A 26,732-nucleotide genomic window follows, 5' to 3' on the forward strand; every position below is an offset into this window, starting at 1 on the left:
ACGCCTCAGCACGTGGAGGGTCCGCCGACCCAACGGTCCGTCACGGTGGACTCGATCCCGAGCGTCGCACGGTCGACCGCCGGGGATCCCGCGTCTCCCGAACTCACCATCGGCACCGCCGACCTGCTCGACGATCTCGAATCGGATCCCGGTTCCGGACGCAGTGCGCGCTCACGGCCGAGCGTTCGAAGATTGGGTGATGGCCTGGTGTCCATGCCCAAGGTGAGCCCGCTCGATCCGCGTACCGCGGTCATGCAGAGTCCGGAAATGCCAGAGCACAAACGGTTTTGCTGGAAGTGTCAGCAGCCGGTCGGACGAACCAGCGACGCCGGGCCCGGTGTGGTGGAGGGTGAGTGCGGCCGGTGCGGATCTCCGTTCAACTTCCGTCCCTCGCTCGACCAAGGCGAGATGGTCGCCGACCAGTACGAGGTACAGGGCTGTCTCGCGCACGGCGGTCTCGGCTGGATCTATCTCGCCATCGATCGCAACGTGAGCGATCGCTGGGTGGTGCTGAAGGGGTTGCAGAATCCGCTCGACTTCGAGGCTCATGTGGTCGCGCTCGCCGAACGTCAATTCCTCTCCGAAGTCGCCTATCCCGGCATCGTCAAGATCCACAACTTCGTCAAGCACCGCTCTGGGCGTGATGTTCCCGACGGCTACATCGTTATGGAGTACGTCGGCGGCCGTTCGCTCAAGCGAATGCTCGATCTGCGCGCGCCGGACCGCATTCCGGTCTCGGAGGCGATCGCCTTCATGATGGAGATCCTTCCCGCGCTGGACTACCTGCACTCGTTCGGACTCGCCTACAACGACCTGAAGCCGGACAACATCATGGTCAGCGAGGACGAGGTCAAGCTGATCGACCTCGGCGCGGTCGCCGCGATGGAGTCTTACGGCAGCATCTACGGCACCCCTGGTTACCAGGCGCCCGAGATCACCGAGACCGGTCCGACGGTGGCCTCGGACATCTACACCGTCGGCCGCACCCTGGCCGCGCTGGTGCTGAACATGCCCAAGACCGATGACGGTCATCAACTGCCCGGCATTCCGTCAGCCGACGAGCAGCCGCTGCTGCGGCGATACCCCTCGCTGGACCGGTTGCTGCGGCGGGCCACCGACCCGGATCCGCAGCGGCGCTTTCCGTCCGCCTATTCGATGTACGGCCAACTAGCCGGGGTCCTTCGAATGGTGCTCGCTGCCGACACCGGCTCGGAGCATCCCCAGGCATCGCTGGAATTCGGCTCCATGCGTGGCGATTTCGGCATCGAGACGCTGATCGGACAGACCGATGGCATGGCCGACGGACGTCATCGGCTGCCGGCATTGGACGCGCCGAGTGTCGTGGCGGCCCTACCGGTTCCATTGATCGACAGCGAGGATCCCAGCGCCGACCTGCTGTCGACCTTGCTGCACGGCGACCCGAGGCACGCCCTCGACGCGCTGCGCCGCACCGCCGACCGGATCGTATCCGGGACGATCCTGGAGCCCGAGACCTTCGAGTTGGAGGGAACGCTGACCGCGGTCCGCGCGCACCTCGATCTCGGGGAGGTGGTCCCCGCCTGCGATCGGCTCGCAGACCTGCGTCCGGGTTACCCCACGGACTGGCGTATCGAGTGGTATTCCGCCGTTGCCGCGCTGCTGGACGGCCAATACGAGCGCGCCTATGAGTACTTCGCCCTGGTGCACGACATGCTGCCCGGCGAGATCGCGCCTGCCCTGGCGCTGGCCGCCACCGCGGAGCTGACGCTGCAGCATCTCGGCACACCCGACGACGACAACCGCTGGCATCGGCTCGCCACGGAGTACTACCGGACGGTGTGGCGGACCAACCACGGTGTGGTGAGCGCGGCGTTCGGCCTGGCCCGCAGGCTTGTGGCCGACGGCGAACTGCTGGAGGCCGTTGGGGTTCTGGACCAGGTGCCGGAGGCATCGCGGTACCAGAGCGTGGCGCGGATGACCGGGTGTCTGCTTTTGGTCTCGCAGCCTATTCCGGAGACCGCCGAGGCCGATCTCACCGAGGCGGCGGCGCGACTCGATGCCGCGCCCGACGAGCCGAGGGCACTGCAATTGCAGGTCATCGTTGTGGGTGCGGCGCTGGAGTGGGTGCGGGCGGGCGGGGCGTCGGTGAATTCCGAGGCGACCCTGCTCGGTTTCCCGGTGACCCCCCTGGGGCTGCAGCGCGGGCTCGAATCGAGTTTGCGCGCGCTCGCCCGCATCGCGCCGCAGCGCCTACACCGGTACCGCCTGGTCGACCTGGCCAACTCCGTGCGGCCGAAGTCCAGGTGGTGACCGAGCTCAGGCCGTCCGCGCGGTGATCATGAAAAGCGCTGGTGCGGCCAGGATCACGAGCAACCAGAGCCAGTTACCGGTGGATACCGTGAGCACCACGGCGAACACCACGGCCGCCCCCGCCAGCACCGCCATGCGAGGCAGCGGATTGGTCGGCTGCACCACTGGTGGCGGCGGTGTGCTGCCTGGCAGGTCGGCGAACAGTTCGGCGAGTTGACTCTTGCTGGTCGCCGCCGCGACAGCCGCGCTGAGTTCGTCGAACTCGGTCAGGCCCAGTCTGCCCGCGCCTAAGTGCTGGGTCAGCTCACGCAGTGCTCGTTCACGGTCCGCGATGCTGGCCGGGGGGCCTGCAGATTCAGCCATAACGGAAGGATAGGCGCAGTGGCAAAAGCCGTGTACCACGTCGGTTTCCATGGGCGGGAAGGCGAGTGTTGCGCTGGCGTGCCGCGCCGTGCCGCGCCAAGCGAATCGGACCGGATAAAGTCGTGTTGCTGAATTGTCGCTAAAGTTGGGGTGGTTACCGAACATGCCCGTGCAGCCACCGTCGGCTCGTGTTGTGATGTGGTTTGCTTGAGGTATGACTGCGGGTGTGGAGTACACGATCGATGAGCTGGCACGGGAGGCCGGTACGACCGTGCGCAGCCTGCGGGTTTACCACGAGCGCGGCGTGCTGCCGCCACCGCAGGTCAAGGGTCGGACCGGCTTCTATGGCGCCGACCATCTGAATCGGGTACGGACCATCAGCAAGCTGCTCGATCGCGGGATCAAACTCAACGGCATCAAGGAATTGCTCAACGCCTGGGATCGCGGCGACGACCTGGGCGACATCCTCGGCGTCGCCGAGTCCGAAGCGGGTGAATCGGTCACTGTGGCCGCTGGTGACATGATCGCGGCGACCGAACTCGCCGAGCGCTACGACGACGTGCCCAACGGTCTCGCGCGGGTCGTCGCGGCGGGGCTGTACGAGCCGGTCGATGCCGCGACCTATCGCATCGCGGATCGTCAGCTGGTGAATCGTCTCGAGCGATTGCGGTCGGGCGGTATTCCAACCGACGAGGTAGTCGGCGAGCTGGAGAAGCTGCGCGCGGACGCCGAGCGCATAGCACGTCGATTCGTGGATCTGTTCCGCCGCACTGCCTGGTCATCGTTCCAGGACTCCGATCGGGGCCCGGCTGAAGTCGCCGAGCTGGGGGAGCGGCTGGCGGCGACGCGCCCGGTTCCCGGCGAAGTGACCGCCGAGCTCGTAAGCCTGTTTGTCGCAAGGTATCTCGATCAGGACGCCGAGCTGGTCGACGCGCTACAGGAGGCGTAACCGGCTCGAGCGGTGGCTATGGGCCGGCGCTGCCTGGTGTGCTTGTCGCATTCCCACGAATGGAGATGCGGGGCAGTAACGTGCCGTTGATTAGCGGTATATTGGCTTCATCCGACCACGTTTACACGGGGTGGGAATCTGCTGATGCCCGCCTACCTACGTAGGCCCTCGGCGAATCTACCGATGCGCGCCGGTGTTGCTCTCCCCGACAATCTGCCAATCGCACAAAGCGGACAGATGGGTGTGGCAATGGGAAGCGTGACACTGTGGATGCAGATGTCGCTCGACGGCTTCGCAGAGGGACCGGATCAGGAAATCCACTGGCCGGTGGTCGACGAGGAACTGTGCGAATCGTTTCTGGACGAACTGCGCTCGGCCGACATGTTCCTCTACGGGCGCAAGACGTACGACATCATGGCATCGTTCTGGCCGACCGCCGACGTGGATCCAGCGATATCGGAGTTCTACATCGACTTCGCGCGGTGCTGGAAGGAGACGCCCAAACTCGTGTTCTCCCGCAGCCTGGCGGCGGCGGAGTGGAACACGAGGATTGTCCGGGAGGATCTCGTCGGGGAGATCACCGCGATGCGCGCGCGACCCGGGTGTGACATGGTCTTGTTCGGCGGCGCCGAGACGGCGTCGGAATTCATGAAGCACGATCTGATCGATGAGTACCGGCTGTTCGTCCACCCCATCCTGTTGGGTGGCGGGATCCCGTTGTTCCCGACACCCTCGGTGGTGTCGGGATTGCAGCTGGTCGATGTACTGACCTTCGACAGCGCCGTCGTCCAGATGCATTACCAACAGGCGGCCGCGGCGTCGTCCCGGTAGCGCGCATGCGCAACGGTGACACCCCGCCGCAGGGAAGGCGGCGGGGTGTCGTCGGAATTCGACCCGGCATTGTCGAGCGCGTAGCCGCCGCGTCGGCTAACTTTCGTTTGTATGGCCATGGTTCAGGCACGTGGCGGCGTGCTCCCCGCATCCACCAGTGAATTCATCGGCCGGGAAACGGAATTGGACCGGCTCGGCGTGTTACTGGACAGTGACGCGTGCCTGGTCACCCTGGTCGGGTCGGGTGGAATAGGTAAGACGCGATTAGCGGCCGAGGTACTTCGCCGCTGCCCGCGGGCCAGGCGCAGGCCGGTCTATTGGGCCAGACTGGCCGAGCTGGAGCCCGACAGCACGGCGACTGCGCAGGATGTGCTGCAGTCGGCGGTGCGCACCGAACTCGGCTCCCGGCCGACCGCGGACACCCTGATTCGCCCCCTCACCAGCGGTGCCACTTCCACCGACCGCGCGGTCCTCGTGCTGGACAACTGCGAGCATCTGCTCGGCGCCGTCGGCGCGATGATCGCCGACCTGCTGGAGGCGGTGCCGGGGCTCACGATCCTGGCTACCAGCCGGGAGCCGATCGGGTGGGTGGACGAATACATCCTGGCCGTGCCCCCGTTATCGCCCTGCCAGTCCCTCGAGTTGTTCCGTCGGCGAGCCGAACTCGTCCGGCGGACGATCCCCGACGTGCGCGAGCAGGTGACCATCGCTGCGCGGATCTGCCGCAGAGTCGACCACAATCCGTTGTTCATCCGGCTGGCCGCGGCGCGACTGCGGCATCAGCCACCGATCATGGTGTTGCGTGACCTCAGCGGAGACGCCGACGACAAGCGCCTGCACTGGACGCATGGGGCGCGCGCGGGCGCCGAGCAGCGCCACCGCGGCGTGTACGACGTGGTGGCCTGGTCCTTCGAGCTCTGTACCCCGAAAGAGCAGTTGCTGCTTGAGCGCTTGTCGGTTTTTGCCGCAGGCTACGAGACCGATGACGAATCGCTGCGTGGCGGCATCGAGCTCGACGCCGCGATCGCGGTGTGCGCGGACGACGCCCTGCCAGCGGGTGAGATCGACTACCTGCTAGAACGGCTGGCCGAGCAATCGCTGCTCTCGACGCATCACACCACGACCACGGTCAGTCGGTACCTGGTGGAAAGCGTGCGTGTCTTCGCTCGTGACCGGCTGCGTCGCCGCGACCGCGGCGAGTCCGACCGTCTCGCCGCCCGGCATCGCCGGTACTTCCTGGACAAAGTCGTCGCTGGACAGGCTATGTGGCTCGGCCCACAGGACCAGACATGGCTGCGGTGGGTGCGGTCGGCGTGGAACGACATCGTGCTCGGTATCGAATCCGGTCTCGCGGATCCGGCGGAGGCCGTCGTCGCGCTGGAAACCGCGACCGTCCTGTTGTCGATGAAGGTGCCGTTCGTACGGTCCGGCGCGGCCGCGCTCATTCGGCTGACCGAACGAGCGCTGGATGCCACCAGAGCGTCCGGGCTCGGTCCATCCGGCCTCGGTGATCTGGCTACCGCCCTGCTCGGCTGGATCGCGCTCTGGCAGGGACGGACCGATCACATTCCGCGGCTGCTTGCGGACTGCGTCACATTCTCGAGGGCTGGCGAATCCGGCGCCGGCCCGCGCTGCACCGACACCGATTTCGGCCTGTCCGCGCCGGTCGAATGGATGTGGGGCCTGGAGTTGATGCTGGTGCGGGCCGACCGGCGCGCGATCACCGTGCTCACCCGGGCGCGGCGCAAATTCGGAGAAATCGGCGACCGCATCGGTGCCGAGCGCAGCGACGTGTTCGTCGCATTCTGTGCCGCGCTCATCGGCGACCGGACCGAAGCGCTGGACCACACCGCGCGGTTCCTGGAGCGTTCGGTGTCGTCGGGCTCGACGCTGTCGACGGCGTGGGCAGAAATCGCGCGCGCGGTGGCGTTGGCCAAACACGGGGCCGCAACCGAGGCGCGCGCGCTGACCAACGGCGTGCTCACCCGCCACGGCGGCGAGCAGCACACCTGGACGGCGAGCTGGGCAGTCGGCGCGCACATCGTCGCGCTCGCACAGACGCTCGTCGCGGATCGAGAAACCGGTGGCGATCCCCTCACCGCGACCGAGATCGCCTATCTGATAGGCAGTTTCAAGGCGCGCCAGCGGTCGATGGGGATCACCGTCGACCAGGTTCCGTTGATCGCCGCCGAGATCCGCAGTGCGTCGGAGGTCTCGCGCGCGGTGCTCGGTGACCGGGCGTACGCCGCGGCCGAACGAAGGACCCGGCTACGCCCCGAGCTGGACGAGTTGTGGTGGTCGGCCAGGGATGCGGCGCCCGTACCGCGGCGACCCGACCGGCCCGCCGGCCCGCGTCCGACGTCGAGGCGGCCCAGCTCTCGCTGGTGCGAGTTGTCACAAGCCGAACGTGACGTCGCCGTCTTCGCGGCAGCGGGTTGGTCGAACAGCGCGATCGCCTCTTGGCGGCACAGCTCGATCAGGACTGTCGACGCGCAGGTCGCAGCGATTCGACGGAAACTGATGATCGTCTCCCGCGCCGACATCGTGGACCATATTCCGGACGAACTCGGCGATCGCGTACGGTACGAGTCCGAGCGACGGCCCGGCCGTTCTCGCAGGTCGGTGCCTAATCGATAGGCTGCTCCGACCGACGGTTTCTGAATTGATAGGTGCACCGGCATGTCGGAAGTGAAAAGCGGCGGTGGCGATGGCCCCGCCGCGCCCCGTGAATTCGTGGGCAGGCATGCCGAGCTACGGCAGATCGACACGCTGCTTCGCTCATCCAGCGCCCGGCTGATCACCCTGGTCGGTCCGGGCGGCATCGGCAAGACAACGCTGGCCGCGGAGGCAGTACGTCGATATCGCGGCGCGGCGCGGCGCGCGGTCTACTGGACACGGCTGGCCCGGCTGGCGACCGAAGCGGAGACCGGGACGGTCGCCGAAGAAGTGGTGCAGTCGGTCGCCAAGGACGACGTCGCGGGACGGTCGGCCTGGGACGGCCTGGTGGAGACTTTCAGCGGCGGCGACGTTGGCGCGGGCGAGCCGACGATACTGGTTCTGGACAACTGTGAGCACGTGCTCGGTGGGGTGGGACCGCTGATCGTCAGCCTGCTGGAGGCGGTGCCCGGTCTCACCATTTTCGCCACCAGCAGGGAACCGATCGGCTGGATCGATGAGCATTTGGTGGCCGTGCCGCCGTTGTCCGGCGATCATGCCCTCGAGCTGTTCCGGCGGCGCGCCGAGCTGACCGGACGACCCATCTCCGAGGAGCCTGGACAACTCGCCATCGCCGCCCGGATTTGCGGGCATGTCGACAACAACCCGCTGTTCATTCGGCTCGCGGCGGCACGCTTGCTACACCGGCCGCCGGCGATCGTGTTGCGTGAACTGTCTGGCGACACCGACGACCGGCGCCTGCAGTGGTCACATAATGTCAGGGGTGGGGTAGGGGAGCGTCATCGCAGTGTGCGTGACGTGATCGCCTGGTCCTACGGCCTGTGTGCCGATCGCGAACAGCTGCTGCTGGATCGGATGTCGGTGTTCGCCACCGGCTATGACGCCGAAAACAGTGAAGCTCCCAGCGGCGGCGTGGAGATCGACGCCATCGTGGCGGTGTGTGCGGACGCGTCACTGCCCGGTGCGGAGATCGAGAGCCTGCTGGAGCGCCTGGTCGAGCGGTCGTTGCTCTCCGTGCACATGACCGCGGCTACGGTCCGGTATTACCTGCTCGAGAGTGTCCGGGTATTCGTGCGGGATCGGTTGTCGGCGCGCGATGACGATCTGGACGAGGTGCGACTACTCGCTCGGCATCGGCGGCATTTCCGGGACCGGGTCGCCGCGGGGCCCGCCACCTGGTACGGCCCGCAAGAGCAGGAGTGGCTCGCCTGGGCCCGCGCGGCATGGGACAACATTCTCATCGCCATCGAGACCAGCCTCGCCGACCCGGAGGAGGCCGTCGTCGGCCTGGAGACCGCCGCGACGCTGATGGCGCTGCGCGTCCCGTTCATCACCGGATCCAACCGCGCCATCACCGGCCTCACCGAACAAGCCCTGGAAGCTACGCGACGGGTCGACCCGCCGCCGACCAGGTTGCGGATCAACGCGACCGCGTTGGTCGGGTGGATCGCCATCTGGCAGGGCAGACACGCCTATACCGCGCAGCTGCTGGACGAGTGCGCAGCGGAGTGTTTGTCCGACCCGGACCTGCGGCGCCGTTGGCGCGAGACCACCGACACCGATGTCGGCTTGCCTGCCGCGGTCGAGTTCACCTGGGGCCTCGAACTGCTTCTCGTCCAGCTCGACCTGCGGGCGGTCGACGTTCTGGGTAGGGCGCGGCGGAAATTCGCCGCCGCAGGCGATCGGGCGGGGGAACAGCGCAGTGAACTGTTCGAAGCACTTACCTGTGCGAACTTGGGGGACGCCGACCTGGCCCTCGGCGCCGCGCGACGGCATCTGGAGCGGGCCGTTGCCTCCGACGCGGGCTGGGCGATCTCCTGGGCGGAACTGGCATGGATGATCGCGGTGTCCAGACACGGCGACCCACATGAGGCGGTATCGCTCGGGCGTTCGACCCTGGAACGCGTGCTGACCACCGGAGATACCTGGACGGCGGGCTGGGTCGTCCACTTCCACACCATGGCACTGACCTATCTGCTCTCCGCCCGGATCGCCGCGGGTGACGCCGGCCGGGCCGAACTGGTCGCCGCCGCCACCGAGATCGCCCATCTTCAGGGCGGAATCGCGACGCTGCACCGATCGATGGGCATCGTCGCGGACCGGGTGACGCTGGTGGCGCGCGGCGTCGCTGGCGCCACCGAGGTGGCGACGTCGATCATTAGTGTGGGCGCCTACGCGGCGGCGGCCTACCGCGGCGCGCGCTTGCGGCCGGAACGTGATGAGCTGCAACGGTTTGTGCTCGGCAGGCTGTCCATCGACGAGGTGCCGAGCCAACTCCCCGAGGCCAGAGTGACTGTCTCGCGCTGGGACGAGTTGACGCCGGCGGAGGGCGAGGTCGCGATACTCGCCGCCGCGGGCTGGGCCAACAGCGCGATCGCCGCGCGAAGAGGAAGTTCGATCCGGACGGTCGACGCGCAGGTCGCCACCGTCCGCAGGAAGCTGATGGCGGCCACCAGGGCCGACATCAGCTGGCACGTACCCGATCACCTCGAGGAGCGGGTACAGCTGGAAACCGAGCGGCGTCCGGCACGAACGCCGCCACGCCCGTAACCGCAGTTGCGGTTACGGGCGTGGCGTCAGGCGGGGTCGGGTTCGATCAGGTCAGCGAGCCGTCGATGCACAGGCTCGACGACCGCCAGGAACGCTGCGGGCCGGTGCCGGGGTCGAAGGACCACTGCGCGATCGGTCCCGCGGCCTTCCACCACAGTGCACCCCGTCCGTCCGAGACGACCTGGTAGACGTCCTCGGAACCCTCGACGAGCTGGTTTCCGACGCAGTAGTCGTTGTAGTCCGTGCCGTACTGGCGTGCGCCCGCGCTGAACAGACCGGCCGGGTTGGCCGACGCGCCCGGGTTCGCTACGGTGCTCCGCTGTCCCGCCGCGTTCCCGCGGTGCCAGTACGGGGCGCCGAACTGGTCGGTACCGCAGGCGAAGCTCCAGCCGCCGGCGACGACTGTGTCACCTTGACCGTAGCCATTGCCCGCCCAGAGACAGGGAGCGCCCTGGGCCTGTGCGGTGCCTGCTCCAAGGCCGAGGCCACCCGCGACCAGCGCGGACGACGCCAGCAGTGTCAGCGCCAGCGTCCGTGCCATGGCGGTGCGCTGGGCGAGCTTCAGACGCAGGGCGTTGATTTTAAACATTGGTGTTTCTCTTTCGTGTTCTAACTCTGCCGATGTCGATCGGATTTACGAGATTTTGGATGTTTCAGGTAATGTGCCGCTACATAGCGGCACACTTGGTAGGGATTGGATGATGCGGGGAAGTCTCAGGATGTTGGTGAGTGCGCCGGCGGTGCGATCACCGGCACCAGCTGGCCTGCGGCTTGCATACGGTGTATCCGCTGCCGTCCGGGCGCTGTGCATGCGACCAGCTCGGGCTGCTGTTGTTGCCCGTCCCGGTGTTGCCCGGCGTTGCCTGACTCTGGCGCTGGTGGTAGTCGCGGAGCGCGTTGTTGTGCTGTTGGGTCCGCAGCGGGTTGCGGTCCCGGTGGTTGAAACCCATGGGGTCGATGTGATGCCAGCCGGTGGTGTCGCCGGTGCCGTTACGGGGGTCCGAGGGGCCGTGCGGCTCGGCGGTGGAGATACCCGCTCCACCCGCGGTGATGGCGCCGATGATCGCGGCACAGGTGAGCAGTCGCCGGGCGGCGGTGGTGATGGTCATCGTAAGTCTCCGTTCGGATTTGAGCTGCGTGCGGCACGACTCGCGGATCGGTCGATCCGGCGAGCGTCGGTGGCCGAAGCAGCCGCCGAAAGATGGGGCCGGGTGGCAGCCGTCGCGGCCGTCGTGTCGGTCGCGGTGCGGTGCCGGTCGTCGCGGTCCCGGTCGTTGCGAGGGGGGGAGCCCGGCCTGTCGTCTCCTTGGCGGCCCGGGCGTCCGGGGCTCGATGCCGCGACTGTCGTGTCGGGCTCGGCCAGCGCTTCGGTCGGCGCCGGGGTTTCCGGCGTGGCCGCTATCGCGCTCACGATCAGCGGGCGGACGAGCCAGGTCTGTGTCCGTCGCTGTGGTGCCGTGATCCCGGTCATTGTCGAAGTCCGTTCTCTCGTCACCTCGGGGATCGGGTGCGGGCCGTTGCGGTCCGTTCTCCGATGCCCTGTCTATCGTGCCGTTGGATAACGTCACATTAATTGACGTGTCGATTATTGTCGAGCAGTTTTCCCAGGATTGGGAAAATTTCAGGATCTGCCGGTCTGCGGGGCGGTTATCTGCGGTGATGTCGGTCGAGCTGCGAGCGACGCCTAGCGGGATCTAACGAAATACGATCGTCCGTATTGTTTTCCCGGGCTGAATTCTAAGGGATCCGTAGGTCGCGGTCAGGCGCGATCGGTGGTGTGTCGCGAAGCTCGATGACGGTATTACGACTGGAATGTGGTGCCGACGCGCACGTCCTGGTGGTCGGCTGGTTGAGCTGGACGGGCGCACCGAGGGGTTCGTCGTTCCGTCGCGCTGGGTGCGGCCCCTGTTCAGGCGGGTCGCAGGAGTCCTTCGATAGCGCGGCGGGCGCGATCGGCGGCCTCCGTGTCGCCGATCCGGAACGCGGTGTTGGTCGCGCACAGAACTGCGTCGAGCTGGAAGGCGACCTGATCGGCAGCCATCGTGGCGATCTCACCGGCGGACACCGCGAAACGCAGTTCGCGTTCCAGCGATCCGACCCACTCTCGATGGTCACGGAGCAGCGCGTCGCGAACCGGACCCGGCTTGCTGTCGAACTCGGCCATGGTCGCGACACGGAAGCATCCGCCCGCGAACAACGGCGTCTCGGCGTACACCATCCAGGATTCGACGAGTGCCAGCAGGCGGCCGAGGCCGTGCGGCGCGGTCCGTGCCGGGTCGACGACCGCCTCGGCGAACCGGCCGCGCGCGTAGTCGACGGTGGCCAGTTGTAGCGCTTCCTTGGTGCGGAAGAGGGTCTGGATGCCGGCCTTGCTCAGTCCGGTCTCGTTGGCGAGCCTGCCGAAACTCAGGCCGGTCAACCCGTCCAGCGAGGCGATGTCGACGGCTTGTCGCAGCACCGCCGCACGGGTCTTCGCACCGCGCAGCAGCCGCCTGTCGGTGATGTCGCCGCCCTCTCGGGCGAGTCGCACGGGCTCCTGGCCATCTTGCATACGATCGATCGTACTTATGAACATCCGTATCGTTGCCGGGACCGACGTCTCGGTCCGCGGATCGGGACTGCCCGCTGCGGCTGTGGGATCCCTAATTCGTGGTCGATGGCAAGCGTGTGCGCTGCTGGCGGGCGAAGTCGCTGGTGGCGGCGTCACGACCTTGACGACGTTCGGACTCCAACGCGAGGCCCGAAGCCGTTGGCGCGCAGACCCGTAAGGACATTTCGCGCGGTTCTCAGGTGCCGTACGGCCAAGTCCAGTTCTCGACTTCGGGGATGTCCGCGCCATGCTCCCTGGTCCACATGCGTGCGGCCAAGCGCGCATCGACCATCTCCTGGCGCAGCCCCGCGGCCTGTGCGCGCAGGCTCGGCACGCGATCGATCACGTCCATCACCAGGTGATAGCGGTCGAGGTCGTTGAGCATCACCATGTCGAACGGCGTTGTCGTAGTACCGCGTTCCTGGTAACCGCGCACGTGCATCCCGCTGTGATTGGTCCGACGATAGGTGAGCCGGTGGACCGACCACGGGTAGCCGTGGAAGGCGAAGATCACCGGCCGATCGTGTGTGAACAGCGTGTCGAACTCACTGTCGGGCAGGCCGTGCGGATGCTCCTCCCGTGGCCGCAGACGCATCAGATCGACCACGTTGAGCACCCGAACACGTAACTCGGGCAAGCGTTCTCGCAGTATCGCCGCGGCGGCCAGCGTCTCCAGCGTCGGTACATCGCCCGCGCAGGCGAGCACCACGTCGGGGGTGGTGCCCAGTATGTCGTTGTGGCCGGCCCAGTCCCAGATCCCGATGCCGCGCGTGCAGTGCGCTGCCGCGTCGTGCGCCGAAAGCCAGTCGGCCTGTGGCTGTTTGCCCGCCACCACCACGTTGACGTAGTGCCGTGAACGCAGGCAGTGGTCGAAGGTGGACAGCAGCGTATTGGCGTCCGGCGGCAGGTAGATGCGCACGATCGAAGGCTTCTTGTTCAGCACCACATCGAGGAAACCGGGATCCTGGTGGGTGAATCCGTTGTGGTCCTGCCGCCAGACATGCGAGGACAGCAGGTAGTTCAGGCTGGCGACGGGGCGCCGCCACGGCACCGCCGCGCTGGCATCGAGCCATTTGGCGTGCTGGTTGAACATCGCGTCGACGATGTGGATGAACGCCTCGTAGCAGGTGAACACCCCATGCCTGCCGGTGAGCAGATAGCCCTCCAATAGTCCCTGGCAGATGTGCTCGGACAGCACCTCGATCACTCGGCCCGCGCGGTCGAGTCTCTCGTCGTATTCGCCGATCTCGGCCTGCCAGTCGCGGCCGGTGACCTCGAGGATGTCCTGCAGTCGATTGCTGGCCAGTTCGTCGGGTGCGAAAGTGAGGAAGTTGTCCGGATTCTTTCTGGTGACCTCGCGCAGCCACCCGCCGAGCACCCTGGTTGCCTCGTGCTCGGTCGCGCCCGGCGCGCTCACCTCGACGGCGAAATCACGCCAGTCCGGTAGCCGGAGATCGCGGACCAGCGCGCCTCCATTGGCGACCGGGTTGGCGCTCATCCGCCGATCGCCGCTGGGCACCTGGTCCCGCAACTGCGACACCGGCCTGCCCGTCGGGTCGAACAACTCGTCCGGGCGATAGGACCGCAACCACTGTTCGAGCACATCTCGATGCCTCGCGTCGGTGCGGGCGGCCGGCAACGGGACCTGGTGCGCGCGGAAAGTGCCCTCTACCCGATCGCCGTCCACCACGGGCGGACAGGTCCAGCCTTTCGGCGTGCGCAAGACGATCATCGGCCAGACCGGCCGATTCCCGTCGATTCCGCCGCGCGCGGCGCGCTGGATCCGGGCGACGCGCTCCAGACCGGCATCCATCGCGCTCGCCATCGCCTGGTGCACCGCTGTCGGTTCGTCACCTGCGACGATGATCGGCTCGTAGCCGTATCCGCGCAGGAGCGCGACCAGTTCGGTCTCCGGAATCCGCGCGAGAATGGTCGGATTGGCGATCTTGTACCCGTTGAGCGCCAAGATCGGCAGGACTGCGCCGTCGCGCGCCGGGTTGAGGAACTTGTTCACGTGCCAACTCGCCGCCAGCGGGCCGGTCTCCGCCTCGCCGTCGCCGATCACACAGAATACCGTGAGCTCCGGATTATCCAGCGCGGCGCCGAAGGCATGCAACAGCGAATAGCCGAGCTCGCCGCCCTCGTGGAAGGAGCCGGGCGTCTCCGGTGCGCAGTGACTCGGGACGCCGCCGGGGAAGGAAAATTGTGCGAATAATGCACCCATGCCTGCCGCGTCCTGCGGAATGTGGCTGTACAGCTCGGAATATGTGCCTTCCAGCCAGGCGCACGCGTTCGGACCCGGGCCACCGTGGCCGGGGCCCGCGACGAAGACCGCGTGCAAAGCCCGCTGCCGAATCGCGCGATTGGCGTGTGCCCAGACCAGGTTCAGGCCCGGCACGGTACCGAAATGGCCGAGCAGGCGCGGTTTGATGTGCTCAGCACGCAGCGGTTCACGCAGCAGCGGATTGCCCATCAGGTAGATCTGGCCGACCGCGAGGTAGTTGGCGGCGCGCCACCAGGCGTCGAGCGCGGTCAGTTCGGTGCGGTCGAGCAGACCAGGCGTGCCCTTCAGCTGGTAGGGACGTGGGGCGACGGTGGCACCACCGGTGCTCCCGACGTTGTCGGCCGAGGTGCTGTCACCTGTGCGTGTGCTGGGGATCATGCGCCGACTCTCCTCACGATCGGGGCACCACGAAGGACCGCTTCTCGCGGGACTGCATCGTCACCGACCGGAGTCGACGACGCCGGATGGAGAATTCATCGTCAGCCTAGCGGGGCCGGCGGTGCGGAGGTGCGGAAAGCGCGGGGCGCGCGGAGGTGGGAAACCACGGCGCGGTGGAGCCGCTCCCGCCCGGTTGGGCCGCTGGGGGGCGCGCGTGGTCTAGGGTCCGCCGCATGTACACACTCGCCAGGATGATCGGGATCGGCACCATCGCGGCGGCGGCCATCGCGCTGGCGGCCTGCGGCTCGGACGATGACAAATCCGCGGCGGTCTCCTCCGCGAAGACCACGATGTCGGCCGGGGCGTCCGCAGCGCAGCGCCCGGCCACACAGAGCAAGGGCCGCGAATGCACCGCCGAGGACATCGGCGTCACGGGTGACTTCGGCGCCGCACCGACGATCACCATTCCGGACAACTGTGACCCGCCCGCACAGTTGATCGTCAAGGATCTGATCGAGGGCAGCGGGCCCGGCGCCGTGGCAGGCCAGCAGCTCACCATGAATTACGCGCTGGTCGCGTGGTCGAACAAGCAGAAACTGGACAGTTCCTTCGACCGTGGCAAGCCCTTCCAGCTGACTCTCGGCGGGGGCCAGGTCATCGAAGGCTGGGATCAAGGGTTGGTCGGCGTGCGTGCGGGCTCGCGCAGACTGCTGGTCGTACCGCCGGACCTGGGCTATGGATCGGGCGGGCGTGGCATCGCACCGAACGAGACGCTGGTGTTCGTCACCGACGCGGTCTCGGTGGGGAAGTGACGCACACCGGCCGTTTCGGCTGGGGATACCGCCGAGTGCGAGTCCGCTCGGCCGGAGTACTACCCTGATCGGGATGCGTACGCCGCATCCCTCGTCGTCTCGGCCGGGGCCGGGATCGGCTCGGGCCAGCGCCGATGGGGAGTGCGGCGACCACACGCAGGGCCGTTTCGCCGCTCATTCCGACCTTCCGGATGCGTGGTGGAACACGTAAACCGAACGCCGACCAGTACGAACGACGAACAAGGAGCATGTCCGTGAAGAGCACCGTCGAGCAGCTGAGCCCGACCCGGGTCCGGATCAATGTCGAGGTGCCCTTCGAGGAACTGAAGCCGGACTTCGACAAGGCGTACAAGGCGCTGGCAAAGCAGGTCCGGATCCCCGGCTTCCGTCCGGGCAAGGCGCCCGCCAAACTGCTGGAGGCCAGGCTCGGACGCGGCGCGATCCTGGAGCAGGTCGTCAACGACGTGCTGCCCGGCCGCTACAGCGAGGCCGTCACCGCCTCGGAGGTGAAGGTCATCGGCCAGCCCGAGATCGAGATCACCAAGATCGAGGACGGCCAGGAGATCGCCTTCACCGCAGAGGTCGACGTTCGCCCGGAGATCACGCTGCCCGACTACGCGACCATCCAAGTCACCGTCGACGCCTTCACCATCGGCGACGAGGACATCGAGGAGCAGCTGCAGTCGCTGCGCCAGCGCTTCGGCACCCTGACCGGTGTCGAGCGTCCGGTGCAGGACGGCGACTTCGTCTCCATCGACCTGGCGGCGACCGTCGACGGCGAGGAAGTGGCGGAGGCCGCCACCACCGGACTGTCGCACGAGGTCGGCTCCGGCCAGCTCATCGAGGGCTTGGACGAGGCGCTGATCGGGCTGTCGGCGGGTGAGTCCAAGGCCTTCACCTCGAAGCTGGTCGCCGGCGAGCACGCGGACAAGGACGCTGAGATCACGGTCACGGTGCAGTCCGTCAAGGAGCGCGAGCTGCCCGAGGCCGACGACGAGTTCGCTCAGCTGGCCAGCGAGTTCGATACCCTCGACGAGCTGAAGGAAGACCTGCGTAACCGGGTCGAGCAGGTCAAGAAGGTGCAGCAGGCCGGCGAGATCCGCGACAAGGTACTGGAGACCCTGCTCGAGCAGGTCGAGGTGCCGCTGCCGGACGCCGTGGTGCAGGCCGAGATCGACGCGGTGACCCACGACGCGGTGCACAGCTTCGACCACGATGACGCGAAGTTCGCCGCGGCGCTCGAGACCCAGGGCAGCACCCGCGAGGAGTTCGACACCGACACCAAAGAGGCCGCTGAGAAGTCGGTGAAGACCCAGCTGCTGCTGGACGCGATCGCCGAGGCGGAAGGAACGCAGGTCGGTCAGGAGGAGCTCACCGAGCGCATCCTGTTCCAGGCGCAGCGCTACGGCCTGTCGCCGGAGCAGTTCATCCAGCAGGTGCAGCAGGCCGGCCAGCTGGGCGCGGTGTTCGCCGACGTCCGTCGTGGCAAGGCGCTGGCGGGTGTGGTTGGTAGGGTGACTGTCACCGACACTGCGGGCAACACCGTGGATACCGCCGAAATGTTCGGCGGCCCAGAGGATTCGGTGGACGAGGGCGAAACCGAGGGTAAGGCCGAGGAGACGGCCGCCGCGAGCGCCGAATAATTTCATGGAATGCCAGCGTGCTCGGCGCCCGAGGGGTGCTCTGATTGCGCTGTGAGCGAAGAAGGGCGGTACCGGGAGTTCGGTGCCGCCCTGCTTCGTTACTGTTTGTGACAAGCGAACCCGAGATGGCTGTTGGGCTATCAGCAACGAGCCGGCGAGAGAAGGCAGGTATCCGTGACAATCAACCAGGCAGGGGTCATGACAACCGCGACTGCTGGTCTCAACCTCAGTGATTCGGTGTACGAGCGCCTGCTGCGTGAGCGCATCATCTTCCTCGGCACCCAGGTCGACGACGACATCGCGAACAAGCTGTGCGCGCAGATCCTGTTGCTGTCGGCAGAGGACCCGACCAAGGACATTTCGCTCTACATCAACTCGCCGGGTGGTTCGGTGACCGCCGGTATGGCCATCTACGACACGATGCAGTTCGCGGAGTGCGATATCGCCACCTACGGCATGGGGCTGGCCGCCTCGATGGGGCAGTTCCTGCTCACCGCGGGCACCAAGGGCAAGCGCTACGCGCTGCCACACGCGCGGATCATGATGCACCAGCCTTCGGCGGGCATCGGCGGTTCGGCCGCCGACATCGCGATCATGGCCGAGCAGTTCGCGCATACCAAGCGGGAGCTGAACGAGTTGCAGGCACTGCACACCGGCAGGTCCGTGGAGCAGGTCACCGCCGACGCCGACCGCGATCGTTGGTTCACCGCGAAGGATGCCCTCGACTACGGCTTCATCGACCACGTGATCAGCCACGCGAACCAGGCCAACGGCGGCAAAAAGTAACTCCCTGATCACCCCTAGGTCGCCTGGACGCCGCGAACGTCCAGCCGCCGCACAGACTTTGGAGACGAAGATGGCCAATCCGATCGACCCGCGCGCCGGCCTGTCCGGTATCGCCCCGCAGAGCCCGCGGGCGCGCTACATTTTGCCGTCGTTCATCGAGCACTCGAGCTTCGGCGTGAAGGAGTCCAACCCGTACAACAAGTTGTTCGAGGAGCGCATCATCTTCCTCGGTGTGCAGGTGGACGACGCTTCGGCGAACGACATCATGGCGCAGTTGCTCGTGCTCGAGTCGCTGGACCCCGACCGTGACATCACCATGTACATCAACTCGCCCGGTGGCTCGTTCACCTCATTGATGGCCATTTACGACACCATGCAATACGTGCGTGCCGATGTCGCCACGGTTTGCCTCGGCCAGGCGGCCTCCGCCGCCGCCGTGCTGCTCGCCGCGGGCACCCCTGGCAAGCGCGCCTGCCTGCCCAACGCGCGCGTGCTGATCCACCAGCCGTCGCTGGAAGGTGGCATCCAGGGGCAGGTGTCGGACCTGGAGATCCAGGCCGCCGAGATCGAGCGGATGCGTCGTCTGATGGAGACCACGTTGGCACGGCACACCGGCAAAGACGCCGATACCATCCGCAAGGACACCGACCGCGACAAAATTCTCACCGCCGAGGATGCCAAGGAATACGGGATCATCGACACGGTGTTCGATTACCGTAAGCTCAGCGCCCAGAAGTAATGCTCCGGCTCGTCATCCCGGGTATACCGGGATGACGGGGTGAATTGCCGGTCCCGGCGGCAGTTCGCGCGTAAATCGCTCCACAACAGGGAATTCCGGCCGGGAGGGTTGCGCATGACGAGGCACACCGCCCGGCCGGTGGACTTTCGCGGTACCCCGAGTTCGAAACCCCGTTCGGATCAGGTGCCGTATGGCGGACGGTCGAAGCTCACGGCGACCATCGGGTGGACGGATCGCATTCCGTTTGTCGTGAGAACTGGCACAACGCGCCGGAGAAACATGCTCGAGTTGTCGACCTCCATCCCACACACCGGGTACGGTCAACCTAGGGACCTTTGTTCCCGGTTGACAGCACTGCCTCATACTCCAGAAAACAGTCGATGTGTGTGCGGTTGTTACGGAGGCGGCGGACAGCTGGTGCCTGGACAGACGGTTGCACGCGGACAAGGAAGTAGGGACCCAAGAGATGGCGCGCATCGGAGATGGCGGCGATCTGCTGAAGTGCTCGTTCTGCGGAAAGAGCCAGAAGCAGGTCAAGAAGCTCATTGCGGGACCAGGGGTGTACATCTGCGACGAGTGCATTGATCTGTGCAACGAGATCATCGAAGAGGAACTCGCCGAGTCCAGCGAGGTCAAACTCGATGAGCTGCCCAAGCCCGCCGAGATCCGGGACTTCCTGGAGAACTATGTCATCGGGCAGGACACCGCCAAACGCACTCTCGCGGTCGCGGTATACAACCATTACAAGCGCATTCAGGCCGGCGACAAGGGCCGTGACAGTCGCGGCGAGACTGTCGAGCTGGCCAAGTCGAATATCCTGATGCTCGGTCCCACCGGTTGCGGCAAGACCTATCTGGCCCAAACGCTGGCCAAGATGCTCAACGTGCCATTCGCCATAGCGGACGCCACCGCCCTCACCGAGGCCGGCTATGTCGGTGAAGACGTCGAGAACATCCTGTTGAAGCTGATCCAGGCCGCGGATTACGACGTCAAGCGCGCCGAGACCGGCATCATCTACATCGACGAGGTCGACAAGATCGCCCGCAAGAGCGAGAACCCGTCGATCACCAGGGATGTCTCGGGCGAGGGCGTACAGCAGGCGCTGCTGAAGATCCTGGAGGGCACCCAGGCGAGCGTGCCGCCACAGGGCGGGCGTAAGCACCCGCACCAGGAATTCATCCAGATCGACACCACCAACGTGCTGTTTATCGTGGCGGGCGCCTTCGCGGGCCTGGAGAAGATCATCTCCGACCGCACCGGCCACCGCGGTATCGGCTTCGGCGCCGAGGTCAGGTCGAAGGCCGAGATCGACACCAGCGATCACTTCGCTGACGTCATGCCGGAGGACCTGATCAAGTTCGGTTTGATTCCCGAGTTCATCGGCCGCCTCCCGGTCGTCGCCTCGGTGACCAACCTGGACAAGGAATCTCTGGTCAAGATTCTCTCCGAGCCGAAGAACGCACTGGTCAAGCAGTATGTCCGGCTGTTCGAGATGGACGGGGTCGACCTCGAGTTCACCGACGACGCGCTAGAGGCCGTCGCCGACCAGGCGATTCTGCGCGGAACCGGCGCGCGTGGTCTGCGGGCGATCATGGAGGAAGTACTGCAGCCCGCGATGTACGACATCCCGAGCCGCGACGACGTCGCCAAGGTGGTCGTAGACGCGGACACCGTCAACGACAATGTGCTACCGACGATTGTGCCGCGAAAGGCACAGCGGGCGGAGCGCCGGGAGAAGTCGGCGTAAATCGGTACCATGGTGGACGGGCGGTCCACTGGTGCCCCACCTTCGAGGGTTGAGTGAGCAGCCTAGGGCTGACCGCCGTGTCGCCTCAGCAGTTACTGCGGCAGCGTCTTCCGATGGTCGCGGACGACCAAACCGAGTTCTTGACGGCGACACGTTTCGCTGGCCGGCTCCTGCCACCGGCGTTCGCACGGGAAGGTAGGCGGGTCCCGCCGAGCGGTGGTCGGTTGCTGTCAGCGCCCCAGCGAGGGCACGCTGTGCCGCTGTCGGTGAGGTCTACCGCTATCTCGCCGAGGTGTTCCGAAGCTGATTGATCGGCTCGTCGAATTCGTGGGGTCGGCGATTGATCATCGACGTGTCCGAGGTGACGTTCGTCTGCGTGGGGCATCGTGTACTGCTCGACGCGCGGGTCTTTCCAGTCGTGGTACGCGCTGGTCCCGTCGCGTTGATCGACTCGAGCGCCGATGGGCGCGTGCTTCGCGAGTGCCGGTGTCTTGTCGCCGTGGTGCTGAAAGCCGCCTGCAGCGTCGGTCGATCACTACGATCGAATCATGTTTGGCAACCGGCGAGTAGAGCCCAAGATCGATGCGCTGAACTTCAAGCTCGATCTGATCATGAACCATCTCGGTATCACGGAGCTGCCTTCGGCCGCGCCGATCCAGACCAGGGCCATCGTGCCGAGTGGCAATGGTCTGGATGAGGTCGATGCTCTTTTGGCGCAGGGAAAGAAGATTCAGGCGATCAAGCGGTACCGGGAGTTGACCGGCTGCGGGCTCAAAGAAGCCAAGGATGCGGTCGAGCGGCGGTATCCGTACTGAACCATGTTGGTCCGTGGGATGGTTTGCGGCAACCGCATGAAAAACAGCTCGGTACAGCTAGTTTCGGTGGTCAGGACAATAAAGCCGTTCGGTGCAGCGAAATGAGCAGTCGCCAGATCTGGGCGGCCAGCTGTGCGGGGGTGGCTTCGATCGCGCCGTGCAGCCAGTCGGCGAGCACACCTGCGAAAGTCGCCGCGACCGCGGACGCCATCAGGTCCGCGGCGGGTGCGCCCGCCAGCGTGCGCTCGATCCGGCTACGTTCGCGCAGCTCCTGGTGAAGTAACTCGCCGAGCGGGCCGCCGCCGCCCGGGCGCAGCAGCGCCCGGTATAGCGCGCCGTGCGGCGCGATCCCCTCGACGAACCCCGTCAACGCCGGTGGTGGCCGCGACGGATCGGGTGTTGCGCGCCAGGCGTGTAACGCCAGTACCGCGTCCCGGACGACTTCCGCGCAGGCGTCCACCGCCAGCGCCTGCGCGTCGGTGTAGTGCAGGTAGAACGCTGAGCGGCTCACGCGTGCGCGCCGCACCACAGCGGCCACGCTGACCTGTTCGAGCGGACGCTCGGCGCATTCGGCGAGCAGTGCGGCCTGCAACCTGGCCCGGGTACGCGCGGCCCGTGGGTCACCCTCGCTCATCCCGCGAGCAATACCGCGGCCAACCCGAGTGTCGCGGGCAGCGCCTGCGCGAGCAGGATCCGCCAGTTCGCCGTGATCGCCCCGTAGATACCCGCGATGAGCACGCAGATCAGGAAGAACACCCGCACCTGGAACCCGACCGGGTCGTCCGCCACCAGTCCCCACACCAGCCCGGCCGCCAGAAACCCGTTGTACAACCCCTGATTCGCCGCCAACGGCTTCGTCGCTACCGCCATCTCCGTATCGAACCCGGACAACTGCCGCCCTGGCTTCCGATCCCACAGAAACATCTCCAACACCATGAAGTAGGCCTGTAGCACCGCCATCAACCCGACCAGTACACCTGCCACGACCGCCACGATCGGCCCCTTTCCAGCTTTTATCAACACCTGTCCATAAATTATGAACACCTGTCGATAAAGTCCGAACGAGGGGTCTGCCCGTCCGACCGCTGCGGCAGTGGGCACGGCACCTGCGCGGTTCACCGTCCACCGATCCGGCTTTGATCAGCGCGACGCGCTTGCTCCGAGGTCGGAGGTGTGCGCTGTGGACCACTGGATGTCGTCGTCCGACATCGTCCGCTGGAATTCGGCGCCGTCGGGCACCGGGAGTTCGTCCGAGTTGTCCGAGGTCGACTGTGGTACTGGTAGCGGGTCGTGCGCGCCTGGATCGGGCAGACTGCGGACCTGTTCGGTGGCGTAGGTGATCGCGCGGCCGTAGCGTGCGCTGGCGGCGTCGTGGATGAGCAGCGCGACGCCGATCATGACCGGCGCAACCCCATGCACCGCGGCGTCGAACCACCGCCCCGCGCTCACATGCGGGTAGGTGTTGAGGGCGACCGTCAGGGCGAGCAACGCGATCTCGGCCGCCGCGACTTGGCTGCGGTTGTCCAGCACGCCCCACTCGGTGACCTTGTTCGTGCCGATCATGATGATGATCAGCGACACGCTGATCATCGCCTCGAGCAGATAGCTGAACCAGTACAGCGGATCGTCCGGCCCGGTAGGCGCGATGTTGTGCTGGACGTTGACCGCCGACCACAGCATGCCCGAGAAGACCACGCCCGCCAACGCGCCGAGCGACCATGAGCGGTGCCGGTACAGGGAGGCCAGCCGGGCATGCGGGCTGGATTCGCGCCGCTGTGCGGCGATCGCCTTGCGTGCCAGCAGGAGATCTCGGATATCCGCCTTCTCGATGGCCTCGGAGGTGTTGCGCGCTCGGTCGGACGCCTCGGCGGCGGCCTCGGCGTGCTTCCAGCGTTGCTCGCGATTCTGAGTCCGGATCCGTTCGGCGAGTTCGCGTTCGGCGTTCAGCTCCTCTTCGGACAGAGCGCCGGTTAGTGCTGGATCGAATTGGTAGGCGAGGCGGCCGCGAGCTTTCTCGACCTGTCTCGCCAGCCGCGCGACGTCGTCGTCGAGGGGATGTTCGTCGAGCATGCGGCTCCAAACGGTTGGGCGGAGGGGAACGCGAGAAACCGTAGACGCCGACACGGGCTACCGTTCATCGAACACGCAACGATAGCTCGCTGACCGGGCGCGGACATGCGGCCTCAGCACGTTCTATTCTTAGTCCATTCCCGGCCGGAGCGACAGTCCGGCGGGCGACCCGGCCCGAAGTGCCAGGTCGGCCACCATCTTTCAGCCGCGTTGCGGACCGCCGCAGGGGCTCACGCCCAGGGCACTCGACACGAATCGGTGCTGAATCCCTGTGCGGTGATGCCGAGCGCGGAGTTGAACCGCGAGCGCGAATTCTCCAGTGCGATGTGATAACTGAGCTCCACGACGCCCGCCGGGCCGAATCGCCGCTCCAGATCGGCGACCTGCACGTCGGTGACGGTGGTCGGGGTGGCGGTTATCGCGTCGGCGTAAGCGATGGCGGCGCGCTCGTCATCGGAAAATCGCGGCGACGTAGCGTAATCGGCGATATGTTCGAGTCGTTCGACGTCCAGTTCGCCGAGACGCATGAGCATGGCGCCGAAGTCGACGCACCACGAGCAGCCGACCGTCCATGCGACGCGATAGACGGCGATCTCGCGGACGGCCGCGGGCAATGTGGTGCTGGCCCGCTGCGCCATGAGCTCGTGGACGGCGTTGGCGGCGAGCAGTTTCGGATGGTTGGCGGTGACCGCGAAAGGCTCAGGTACTGCGCGGTAGCGGCGCTGGGCGAGCCGATAGAGCAGCTTGGTCAGGGGGCTGGCCTGCTGCGGAGTGACGGCGGCGATACGGGTGGCACCCATGTCGATCTCCTTCGATCAGTGGATCGTTCCTACTTCTCGGACGAGAGACCGCGACGGAATGTGATGAGATCGCGCTGTGACCTGGCGCACCAGGATCCATACCGGCTATTCGAGCTCGACCCGCCGGTCTGCCTGGCTCCAGTACGCGCGCATCTCGGTGATGCGGTCTTCCTCGTCGAACTCCATCACGTCGATCGGCGACAGGGCGACCCGCTGCCCGTCGACCTCGGTGACGAGGGTAAACGGAAACGCTGCGTGGTTGTCCGCGGCGCGGACAACCACGCAGCGCAGTTCGGTCTCCTGGTCTAGCGCTGCGATCGCGGTGTAGCACCCGCGGATGGCATCGTGGCCGCGATTCGCGGGCGTGCCGATCGGGTCCGCCGCGACCGCGTCGGGGCCGTACAGGGTGACGATGTCCTCGGTCCGGCCCGGCCCGGCCAGCAGCGCATACTGCTCGACCACGTCGCGAATCTGCGTGGTCACGGCCCCTCCTAGTAAGTGGAACACGTTCCAATTGTCATCCTAACTCGCGTCCACTGGTCACGGCTCGGTCCCGCCAGCCTCGTCCAGCACCACGACTTGCACACCGGAGGCGAGCAGTGCCGTCGCCGACAGTCCGAACAAGGTGTGGAATGTGTCGCTGAAATGGGAGGGACTGGCGAATCCCGCGTCGGCGGACGCGGTGGTGAGGCTCGCTCCCTTGGCGATCGCTCGCCCAGCGCAGAGCATCCGGGCCCACAGCCGGAACCGCCGGAACGAAGTACCGGCCTGCGCCGAGAAGAGGTGCAGAAAACGGGATTCCGACAGATGCACCGCCGCGGCGAGCCGGTCCGCGGTGAGCTCGCGCGCGGGGTACGCGAGAAGGGTGGCCATCGCCTCCGCTATGCGGGCGTCCGTTGGTGGACGCGGCGCCAGGCCGATGAGATTCGCCAGCGCCTGCGGATCGGGCCGGTCCCAGCCCGCTGCGTCCGCGAGCGCCGCCTCGCCCTGATGTGTCAGCCCGAGATCGTTGTCCCACAGTGTCATCCGGTCGCGGCCTGCGCGTGCCCGAGCGGATCCGGGATCCAGGTAGCAGAACATCATGTCGTCGCCGTGCGCGACGACCCGGTGCACCCTGCGTGGCGGAATCAACGCGCTCCGCACGATGCGCGCGGTCCCGGCCGCCTCCAGGGTGAACGGCGCGTCCACTCCGACCGCCAGGCATTCCACCGCGGTGGAATGCGCATCGAGACGCAGCGACCGTCCACGGTAAATCGCCTGTCCGGCCCACAGCCACAAGACTGCGGGCGGGCGCGCTTCCGGCGGACTCATGCTCGTCATGCTGGCACGGTGGGACGCGGCGAGAAGAAGTCGGTGTTCTGTTGTCGCGCCCGCGCCGTGGAACACGGTGACGATCGGCAGAAGCCGATCGCGCCCGGTGTCGGGGATCGCCGTTGATCCTCCTGGTTCGCCGTTGAACCTTCTGTCCCGTATTGCTGCCCTGCTGATCCTGTCGAGGAAAACGCCGACACTGTTACCGCGCCGCGGCGACCTGTTCGGCGTGGTCGCCCCTATTGCGGCGCACCCGCGCTCCGATTGGTGCCGATGACCCCGCCGCTGCTGGTCACAAGGGATTCCGCGAGCCAGAGCCCGAGCGGTTGGGTATCGGCGGTGAACAGTTGGTTCCCGGCACCGGCCAGTACCGGGAAGATCGACAGGTGCCGTCGAAAGCGACGAACTGGGTGCGCGAGAGCTCCGGGACGTGCTGTTCCTTTCGTCCTTTCGACCGCTGCGCGCGGATCGGCCACCCGATCGGACGGCATGGACCCGGAGAGTTCGTCGCTATTTCCGCTGTATCGGCCCCGGTGTGTCGGCCTTGCGGGTTCGGCGCCGTGATGTTTACTCGGTCCGGTCAACCAGATGTTCGAGTGAGTGGAAGCGGAGGAGACATGGCACTGCCTACCATGACCGCAGAGCAGCGCACCGAAGCGCTGGCAAAAGCGGCTGCGGTCCGCAAGGCACGCTCCGAACTGATCGGCAAGGTGAAGGCGGGCAAGGTTTCGGTTGCCGAGCTGCTGAAGAAGGCCGACTCCGACGAGCTGGTCAAGAAGACGAAGGTCGCTGCCGTGATCAAGGCTCTGCCCGGCGTCGGCCCGGTCAAGGCGGCGAAACTGATGGACCAGGCGGAAATCCCGGAGGATCGCCGCATCGGTGGCCTCGGTGCGCGCCAGCGTGCCGCGCTGCTCGACGCGCTGAAGGACTGACGGACGCGTCGTCGTCCTCCATGCCGGGGAACGAACGCTCACGTCGGCGGATCGCGGCGCGGGCGCTCGCTCGAGAAGTGCACGAAGAATGCGGCGTCCTACGACAGCCGCCCCGGATCACGCCCGTGGTGACGAGCACGACCCACGGGCGTCCCGGTCACCGTGCA

At 66.5% G+C, this 26,732-nt stretch carries 23 protein-coding genes; 12 read left to right on the forward strand and 11 right to left on the reverse strand.

The window, feature by feature from the left end:
• Window positions 1-45 precede the first annotated feature (45 nt).
• Window positions 46-2,289 (forward strand): tetratricopeptide repeat protein, encoded by a 2,244-nt coding sequence (locus AB0C34_RS20015; RefSeq protein ID WP_357074820.1) that lies wholly within the window; start codon window positions 46-48, stop codon window positions 2,287-2,289.
• Window positions 2,290-2,295: 6 nt separating this feature from the next.
• Here AB0C34_RS20015 and AB0C34_RS20020 read toward each other — a convergent pair whose 3' ends face one another.
• Window positions 2,296-2,652 (reverse strand): DUF1707 domain-containing protein, encoded by a 357-nt coding sequence (locus AB0C34_RS20020; protein WP_357074823.1) that lies wholly within the window; start codon window positions 2,650-2,652, stop codon window positions 2,296-2,298.
• A 214-nt stretch (window positions 2,653-2,866) separates the two neighbouring features.
• On the opposite strand from AB0C34_RS20020, the gene AB0C34_RS20025 reads away from it, so the two are divergent.
• The 4 genes from AB0C34_RS20025 to AB0C34_RS20040 all read left to right on the forward strand — a co-directional run bounded on the left by AB0C34_RS20025 (window position 2,867) and on the right by AB0C34_RS20040 (window position 9,658).
• Window positions 2,867-3,601 carry a MerR family transcriptional regulator gene (locus tag AB0C34_RS20025; RefSeq protein WP_357074826.1) on the forward strand — a complete coding sequence of 245 codons (735 nt, stop codon included), beginning with the start codon at window positions 2,867-2,869 and terminating at the stop codon, window positions 3,599-3,601.
• Window positions 3,602-3,850: 249 nt separating this feature from the next.
• Complete coding sequence (locus AB0C34_RS20030) at window positions 3,851-4,432, forward strand: dihydrofolate reductase family protein (protein WP_357074829.1); 582 nt, start codon at window positions 3,851-3,853, stop codon at window positions 4,430-4,432.
• Window positions 4,433-4,543: 111 nt separating this feature from the next.
• A complete protein-coding gene (locus AB0C34_RS20035; protein WP_357074831.1) occupies window positions 4,544-7,069 on the forward strand; it encodes an AAA family ATPase in 2,526 nt (841 codons plus the stop codon).
• A gap of 42 nt (window positions 7,070-7,111) precedes the next feature.
• Complete coding sequence (locus AB0C34_RS20040) at window positions 7,112-9,658, forward strand: AAA family ATPase (protein ID WP_357074834.1); 2,547 nt, start codon at window positions 7,112-7,114, stop codon at window positions 9,656-9,658.
• A 46-nt stretch (window positions 9,659-9,704) separates the two neighbouring features.
• Here the strand turns inward: AB0C34_RS20040 and AB0C34_RS20045 are convergent, their stop codons facing one another.
• The 4 genes from AB0C34_RS20045 to AB0C34_RS20060 all read right to left on the reverse strand — a co-directional run bounded on the left by AB0C34_RS20045 (window position 9,705) and on the right by AB0C34_RS20060 (window position 14,910).
• Window positions 9,705-10,247 carry a hypothetical protein gene (locus tag AB0C34_RS20045; protein WP_357074837.1) on the reverse strand — a complete coding sequence of 181 codons (543 nt, stop codon included), beginning with the start codon at window positions 10,245-10,247 and terminating at the stop codon, window positions 9,705-9,707.
• A gap of 157 nt (window positions 10,248-10,404) precedes the next feature.
• A complete protein-coding gene (locus tag AB0C34_RS20050) occupies window positions 10,405-10,767 on the reverse strand; it encodes a hypothetical protein (RefSeq protein WP_357074840.1) in 363 nt (120 codons plus the stop codon).
• 800 nt (window positions 10,768-11,567) lie between these two features.
• Window positions 11,568-12,209 carry a TetR/AcrR family transcriptional regulator gene (locus AB0C34_RS20055; RefSeq protein WP_357074843.1) on the reverse strand — a complete coding sequence of 214 codons (642 nt, stop codon included), beginning with the start codon at window positions 12,207-12,209 and terminating at the stop codon, window positions 11,568-11,570.
• A 235-nt stretch (window positions 12,210-12,444) separates the two neighbouring features.
• Window positions 12,445-14,910 (reverse strand): phosphoketolase family protein, encoded by a 2,466-nt coding sequence (locus tag AB0C34_RS20060; RefSeq protein WP_357074846.1) that lies wholly within the window; start codon window positions 14,908-14,910, stop codon window positions 12,445-12,447.
• A 233-nt stretch (window positions 14,911-15,143) separates the two neighbouring features.
• Between AB0C34_RS20060 and AB0C34_RS20065 the strand changes: the two genes are divergently transcribed.
• The 6 genes from AB0C34_RS20065 (at window position 15,144) to AB0C34_RS20090 (ending at window position 21,452) form a co-directional block, all read left to right on the forward strand.
• Window positions 15,144-15,722 (forward strand): FKBP-type peptidyl-prolyl cis-trans isomerase, encoded by a 579-nt coding sequence (locus tag AB0C34_RS20065; protein WP_357074848.1) that lies wholly within the window; start codon window positions 15,144-15,146, stop codon window positions 15,720-15,722.
• A gap of 254 nt (window positions 15,723-15,976) precedes the next feature.
• Window positions 15,977-17,365, forward strand: a complete 1,389-nt coding sequence (gene tig / locus AB0C34_RS20070; RefSeq protein ID WP_357074851.1) for a trigger factor — start codon at window positions 15,977-15,979, stop codon at window positions 17,363-17,365.
• A 198-nt stretch (window positions 17,366-17,563) separates the two neighbouring features.
• On the forward strand, window positions 17,564-18,151 hold the full coding sequence (locus AB0C34_RS20075; RefSeq protein WP_357074854.1) for an ATP-dependent Clp protease proteolytic subunit: 588 nt from the start codon (window positions 17,564-17,566) through the stop codon (window positions 18,149-18,151).
• Between the two features lie 70 nt (window positions 18,152-18,221).
• Window positions 18,222-18,890, forward strand: a complete 669-nt coding sequence (locus AB0C34_RS20080; RefSeq protein ID WP_357074856.1) for an ATP-dependent Clp protease proteolytic subunit — start codon at window positions 18,222-18,224, stop codon at window positions 18,888-18,890.
• 466 nt (window positions 18,891-19,356) lie between these two features.
• Complete coding sequence (gene clpX, locus AB0C34_RS20085) at window positions 19,357-20,637, forward strand: ATP-dependent Clp protease ATP-binding subunit ClpX (RefSeq protein ID WP_357074859.1); 1,281 nt, start codon at window positions 19,357-19,359, stop codon at window positions 20,635-20,637.
• 548 nt (window positions 20,638-21,185) lie between these two features.
• Window positions 21,186-21,452, forward strand: a complete 267-nt coding sequence (locus AB0C34_RS20090; protein ID WP_357074862.1) for a 50S ribosomal protein L7/L12 — start codon at window positions 21,186-21,188, stop codon at window positions 21,450-21,452.
• 70 nt (window positions 21,453-21,522) lie between these two features.
• On the opposite strand, the gene AB0C34_RS20095 is transcribed toward AB0C34_RS20090, so the two are convergent.
• The 6 genes from AB0C34_RS20095 to AB0C34_RS20120 all read right to left on the reverse strand — a co-directional run bounded on the left by AB0C34_RS20095 (window position 21,523) and on the right by AB0C34_RS20120 (window position 25,642).
• On the reverse strand, window positions 21,523-22,086 hold the full coding sequence (locus tag AB0C34_RS20095; RefSeq protein WP_357074865.1) for a TetR family transcriptional regulator: 564 nt from the start codon (window positions 22,084-22,086) through the stop codon (window positions 21,523-21,525).
• Window positions 22,083-22,445, reverse strand: coding sequence for a DUF1304 domain-containing protein (locus AB0C34_RS20100; protein ID WP_357074868.1), 363 nt, complete (start codon window positions 22,443-22,445; stop codon window positions 22,083-22,085). The genes AB0C34_RS20095 and AB0C34_RS20100 overlap by 4 nt, the downstream gene beginning before the upstream one ends.
• A 147-nt stretch (window positions 22,446-22,592) precedes the next feature.
• Complete coding sequence (locus AB0C34_RS20105) at window positions 22,593-23,522, reverse strand: hypothetical protein (RefSeq protein ID WP_357074871.1); 930 nt, start codon at window positions 23,520-23,522, stop codon at window positions 22,593-22,595.
• A 230-nt stretch (window positions 23,523-23,752) separates the two neighbouring features.
• The gene (locus AB0C34_RS20110; RefSeq protein WP_357074874.1) at window positions 23,753-24,322 is read right to left on the reverse strand and encodes a carboxymuconolactone decarboxylase family protein; all 570 of its coding nucleotides are present in this window, start codon (window positions 24,320-24,322) and stop codon (window positions 23,753-23,755) included.
• A gap of 105 nt (window positions 24,323-24,427) precedes the next feature.
• Window positions 24,428-24,805, reverse strand: a complete 378-nt coding sequence (locus AB0C34_RS20115) for a nuclear transport factor 2 family protein (protein ID WP_357074877.1) — start codon at window positions 24,803-24,805, stop codon at window positions 24,428-24,430.
• A 57-nt stretch (window positions 24,806-24,862) separates the two neighbouring features.
• The gene (locus AB0C34_RS20120; protein ID WP_357074880.1) at window positions 24,863-25,642 is read right to left on the reverse strand and encodes an AraC family transcriptional regulator; all 780 of its coding nucleotides are present in this window, start codon (window positions 25,640-25,642) and stop codon (window positions 24,863-24,865) included.
• A gap of 608 nt (window positions 25,643-26,250) precedes the next feature.
• On the opposite strand from AB0C34_RS20120, the gene mihF reads away from it, so the two are divergent.
• On the forward strand, window positions 26,251-26,565 hold the full coding sequence (gene mihF / locus AB0C34_RS20125; RefSeq protein ID WP_357074883.1) for an integration host factor, actinobacterial type: 315 nt from the start codon (window positions 26,251-26,253) through the stop codon (window positions 26,563-26,565).
• The last annotated feature ends 167 nt before the right edge of the window (window positions 26,566-26,732 follow it).

The sequence above is a fragment of the Nocardia sp. NPDC049220 genome, assembly GCF_040647855.1.
Taxonomy (GTDB): Bacteria; Actinomycetota; Actinomycetes; order Mycobacteriales; family Mycobacteriaceae; genus Nocardia.

What these genes read in the sequence shown, in the direction of transcription:
- AB0C34_RS20075 (WP_357074854.1), top strand. Translation starts at nt 17,564, where the DNA reads ATGACAACCGCGACTGCTGGTCTCAACCTCAGTGATTCGGTGTACGAG.
- AB0C34_RS20040 (WP_357074834.1), top strand. Translation starts at nt 7,112, where the DNA reads ATGTCGGAAGTGAAAAGCGGCGGTGGCGATGGCCCCGCCGCGCCCCGT.
- AB0C34_RS20120 (WP_357074880.1), bottom strand. Translation starts at nt 25,642, where the DNA reads ATGACGAGCATGAGTCCGCCGGAAGCGCGCCCGCCCGCAGTCTTGTGG.
- AB0C34_RS20065 (WP_357074848.1), top strand. Translation starts at nt 15,144, where the DNA reads ATGTACACACTCGCCAGGATGATCGGGATCGGCACCATCGCGGCGGCG.
- AB0C34_RS20045 (WP_357074837.1), bottom strand. Translation starts at nt 10,247, where the DNA reads ATGTTTAAAATCAACGCCCTGCGTCTGAAGCTCGCCCAGCGCACCGCC.
- AB0C34_RS20080 (WP_357074856.1), top strand. Translation starts at nt 18,222, where the DNA reads ATGGCCAATCCGATCGACCCGCGCGCCGGCCTGTCCGGTATCGCCCCG.
- AB0C34_RS20030 (WP_357074829.1), top strand. Translation starts at nt 3,851, where the DNA reads ATGGGAAGCGTGACACTGTGGATGCAGATGTCGCTCGACGGCTTCGCA.
- AB0C34_RS20035 (WP_357074831.1), top strand. Translation starts at nt 4,544, where the DNA reads ATGGCCATGGTTCAGGCACGTGGCGGCGTGCTCCCCGCATCCACCAGT.
- AB0C34_RS20105 (WP_357074871.1), bottom strand. Translation starts at nt 23,522, where the DNA reads ATGCTCGACGAACATCCCCTCGACGACGACGTCGCGCGGCTGGCGAGA.
- AB0C34_RS20020 (WP_357074823.1), bottom strand. Translation starts at nt 2,652, where the DNA reads ATGGCTGAATCTGCAGGCCCCCCGGCCAGCATCGCGGACCGTGAACGA.
- AB0C34_RS20025 (WP_357074826.1), top strand. Translation starts at nt 2,867, where the DNA reads ATGACTGCGGGTGTGGAGTACACGATCGATGAGCTGGCACGGGAGGCC.
- AB0C34_RS20055 (WP_357074843.1), bottom strand. Translation starts at nt 12,209, where the DNA reads ATGCAAGATGGCCAGGAGCCCGTGCGACTCGCCCGAGAGGGCGGCGAC.
- mihF (WP_357074883.1), top strand. Translation starts at nt 26,251, where the DNA reads ATGGCACTGCCTACCATGACCGCAGAGCAGCGCACCGAAGCGCTGGCA.
- AB0C34_RS20050 (WP_357074840.1), bottom strand. Translation starts at nt 10,767, where the DNA reads ATGACCATCACCACCGCCGCCCGGCGACTGCTCACCTGTGCCGCGATC.
- AB0C34_RS20060 (WP_357074846.1), bottom strand. Translation starts at nt 14,910, where the DNA reads ATGATCCCCAGCACACGCACAGGTGACAGCACCTCGGCCGACAACGTC.
- AB0C34_RS20095 (WP_357074865.1), bottom strand. Translation starts at nt 22,086, where the DNA reads ATGAGCGAGGGTGACCCACGGGCCGCGCGTACCCGGGCCAGGTTGCAG.
- AB0C34_RS20110 (WP_357074874.1), bottom strand. Translation starts at nt 24,322, where the DNA reads ATGGGTGCCACCCGTATCGCCGCCGTCACTCCGCAGCAGGCCAGCCCC.
- clpX (WP_357074859.1), top strand. Translation starts at nt 19,357, where the DNA reads ATGGCGCGCATCGGAGATGGCGGCGATCTGCTGAAGTGCTCGTTCTGC.
- AB0C34_RS20090 (WP_357074862.1), top strand. Translation starts at nt 21,186, where the DNA reads ATGTTTGGCAACCGGCGAGTAGAGCCCAAGATCGATGCGCTGAACTTC.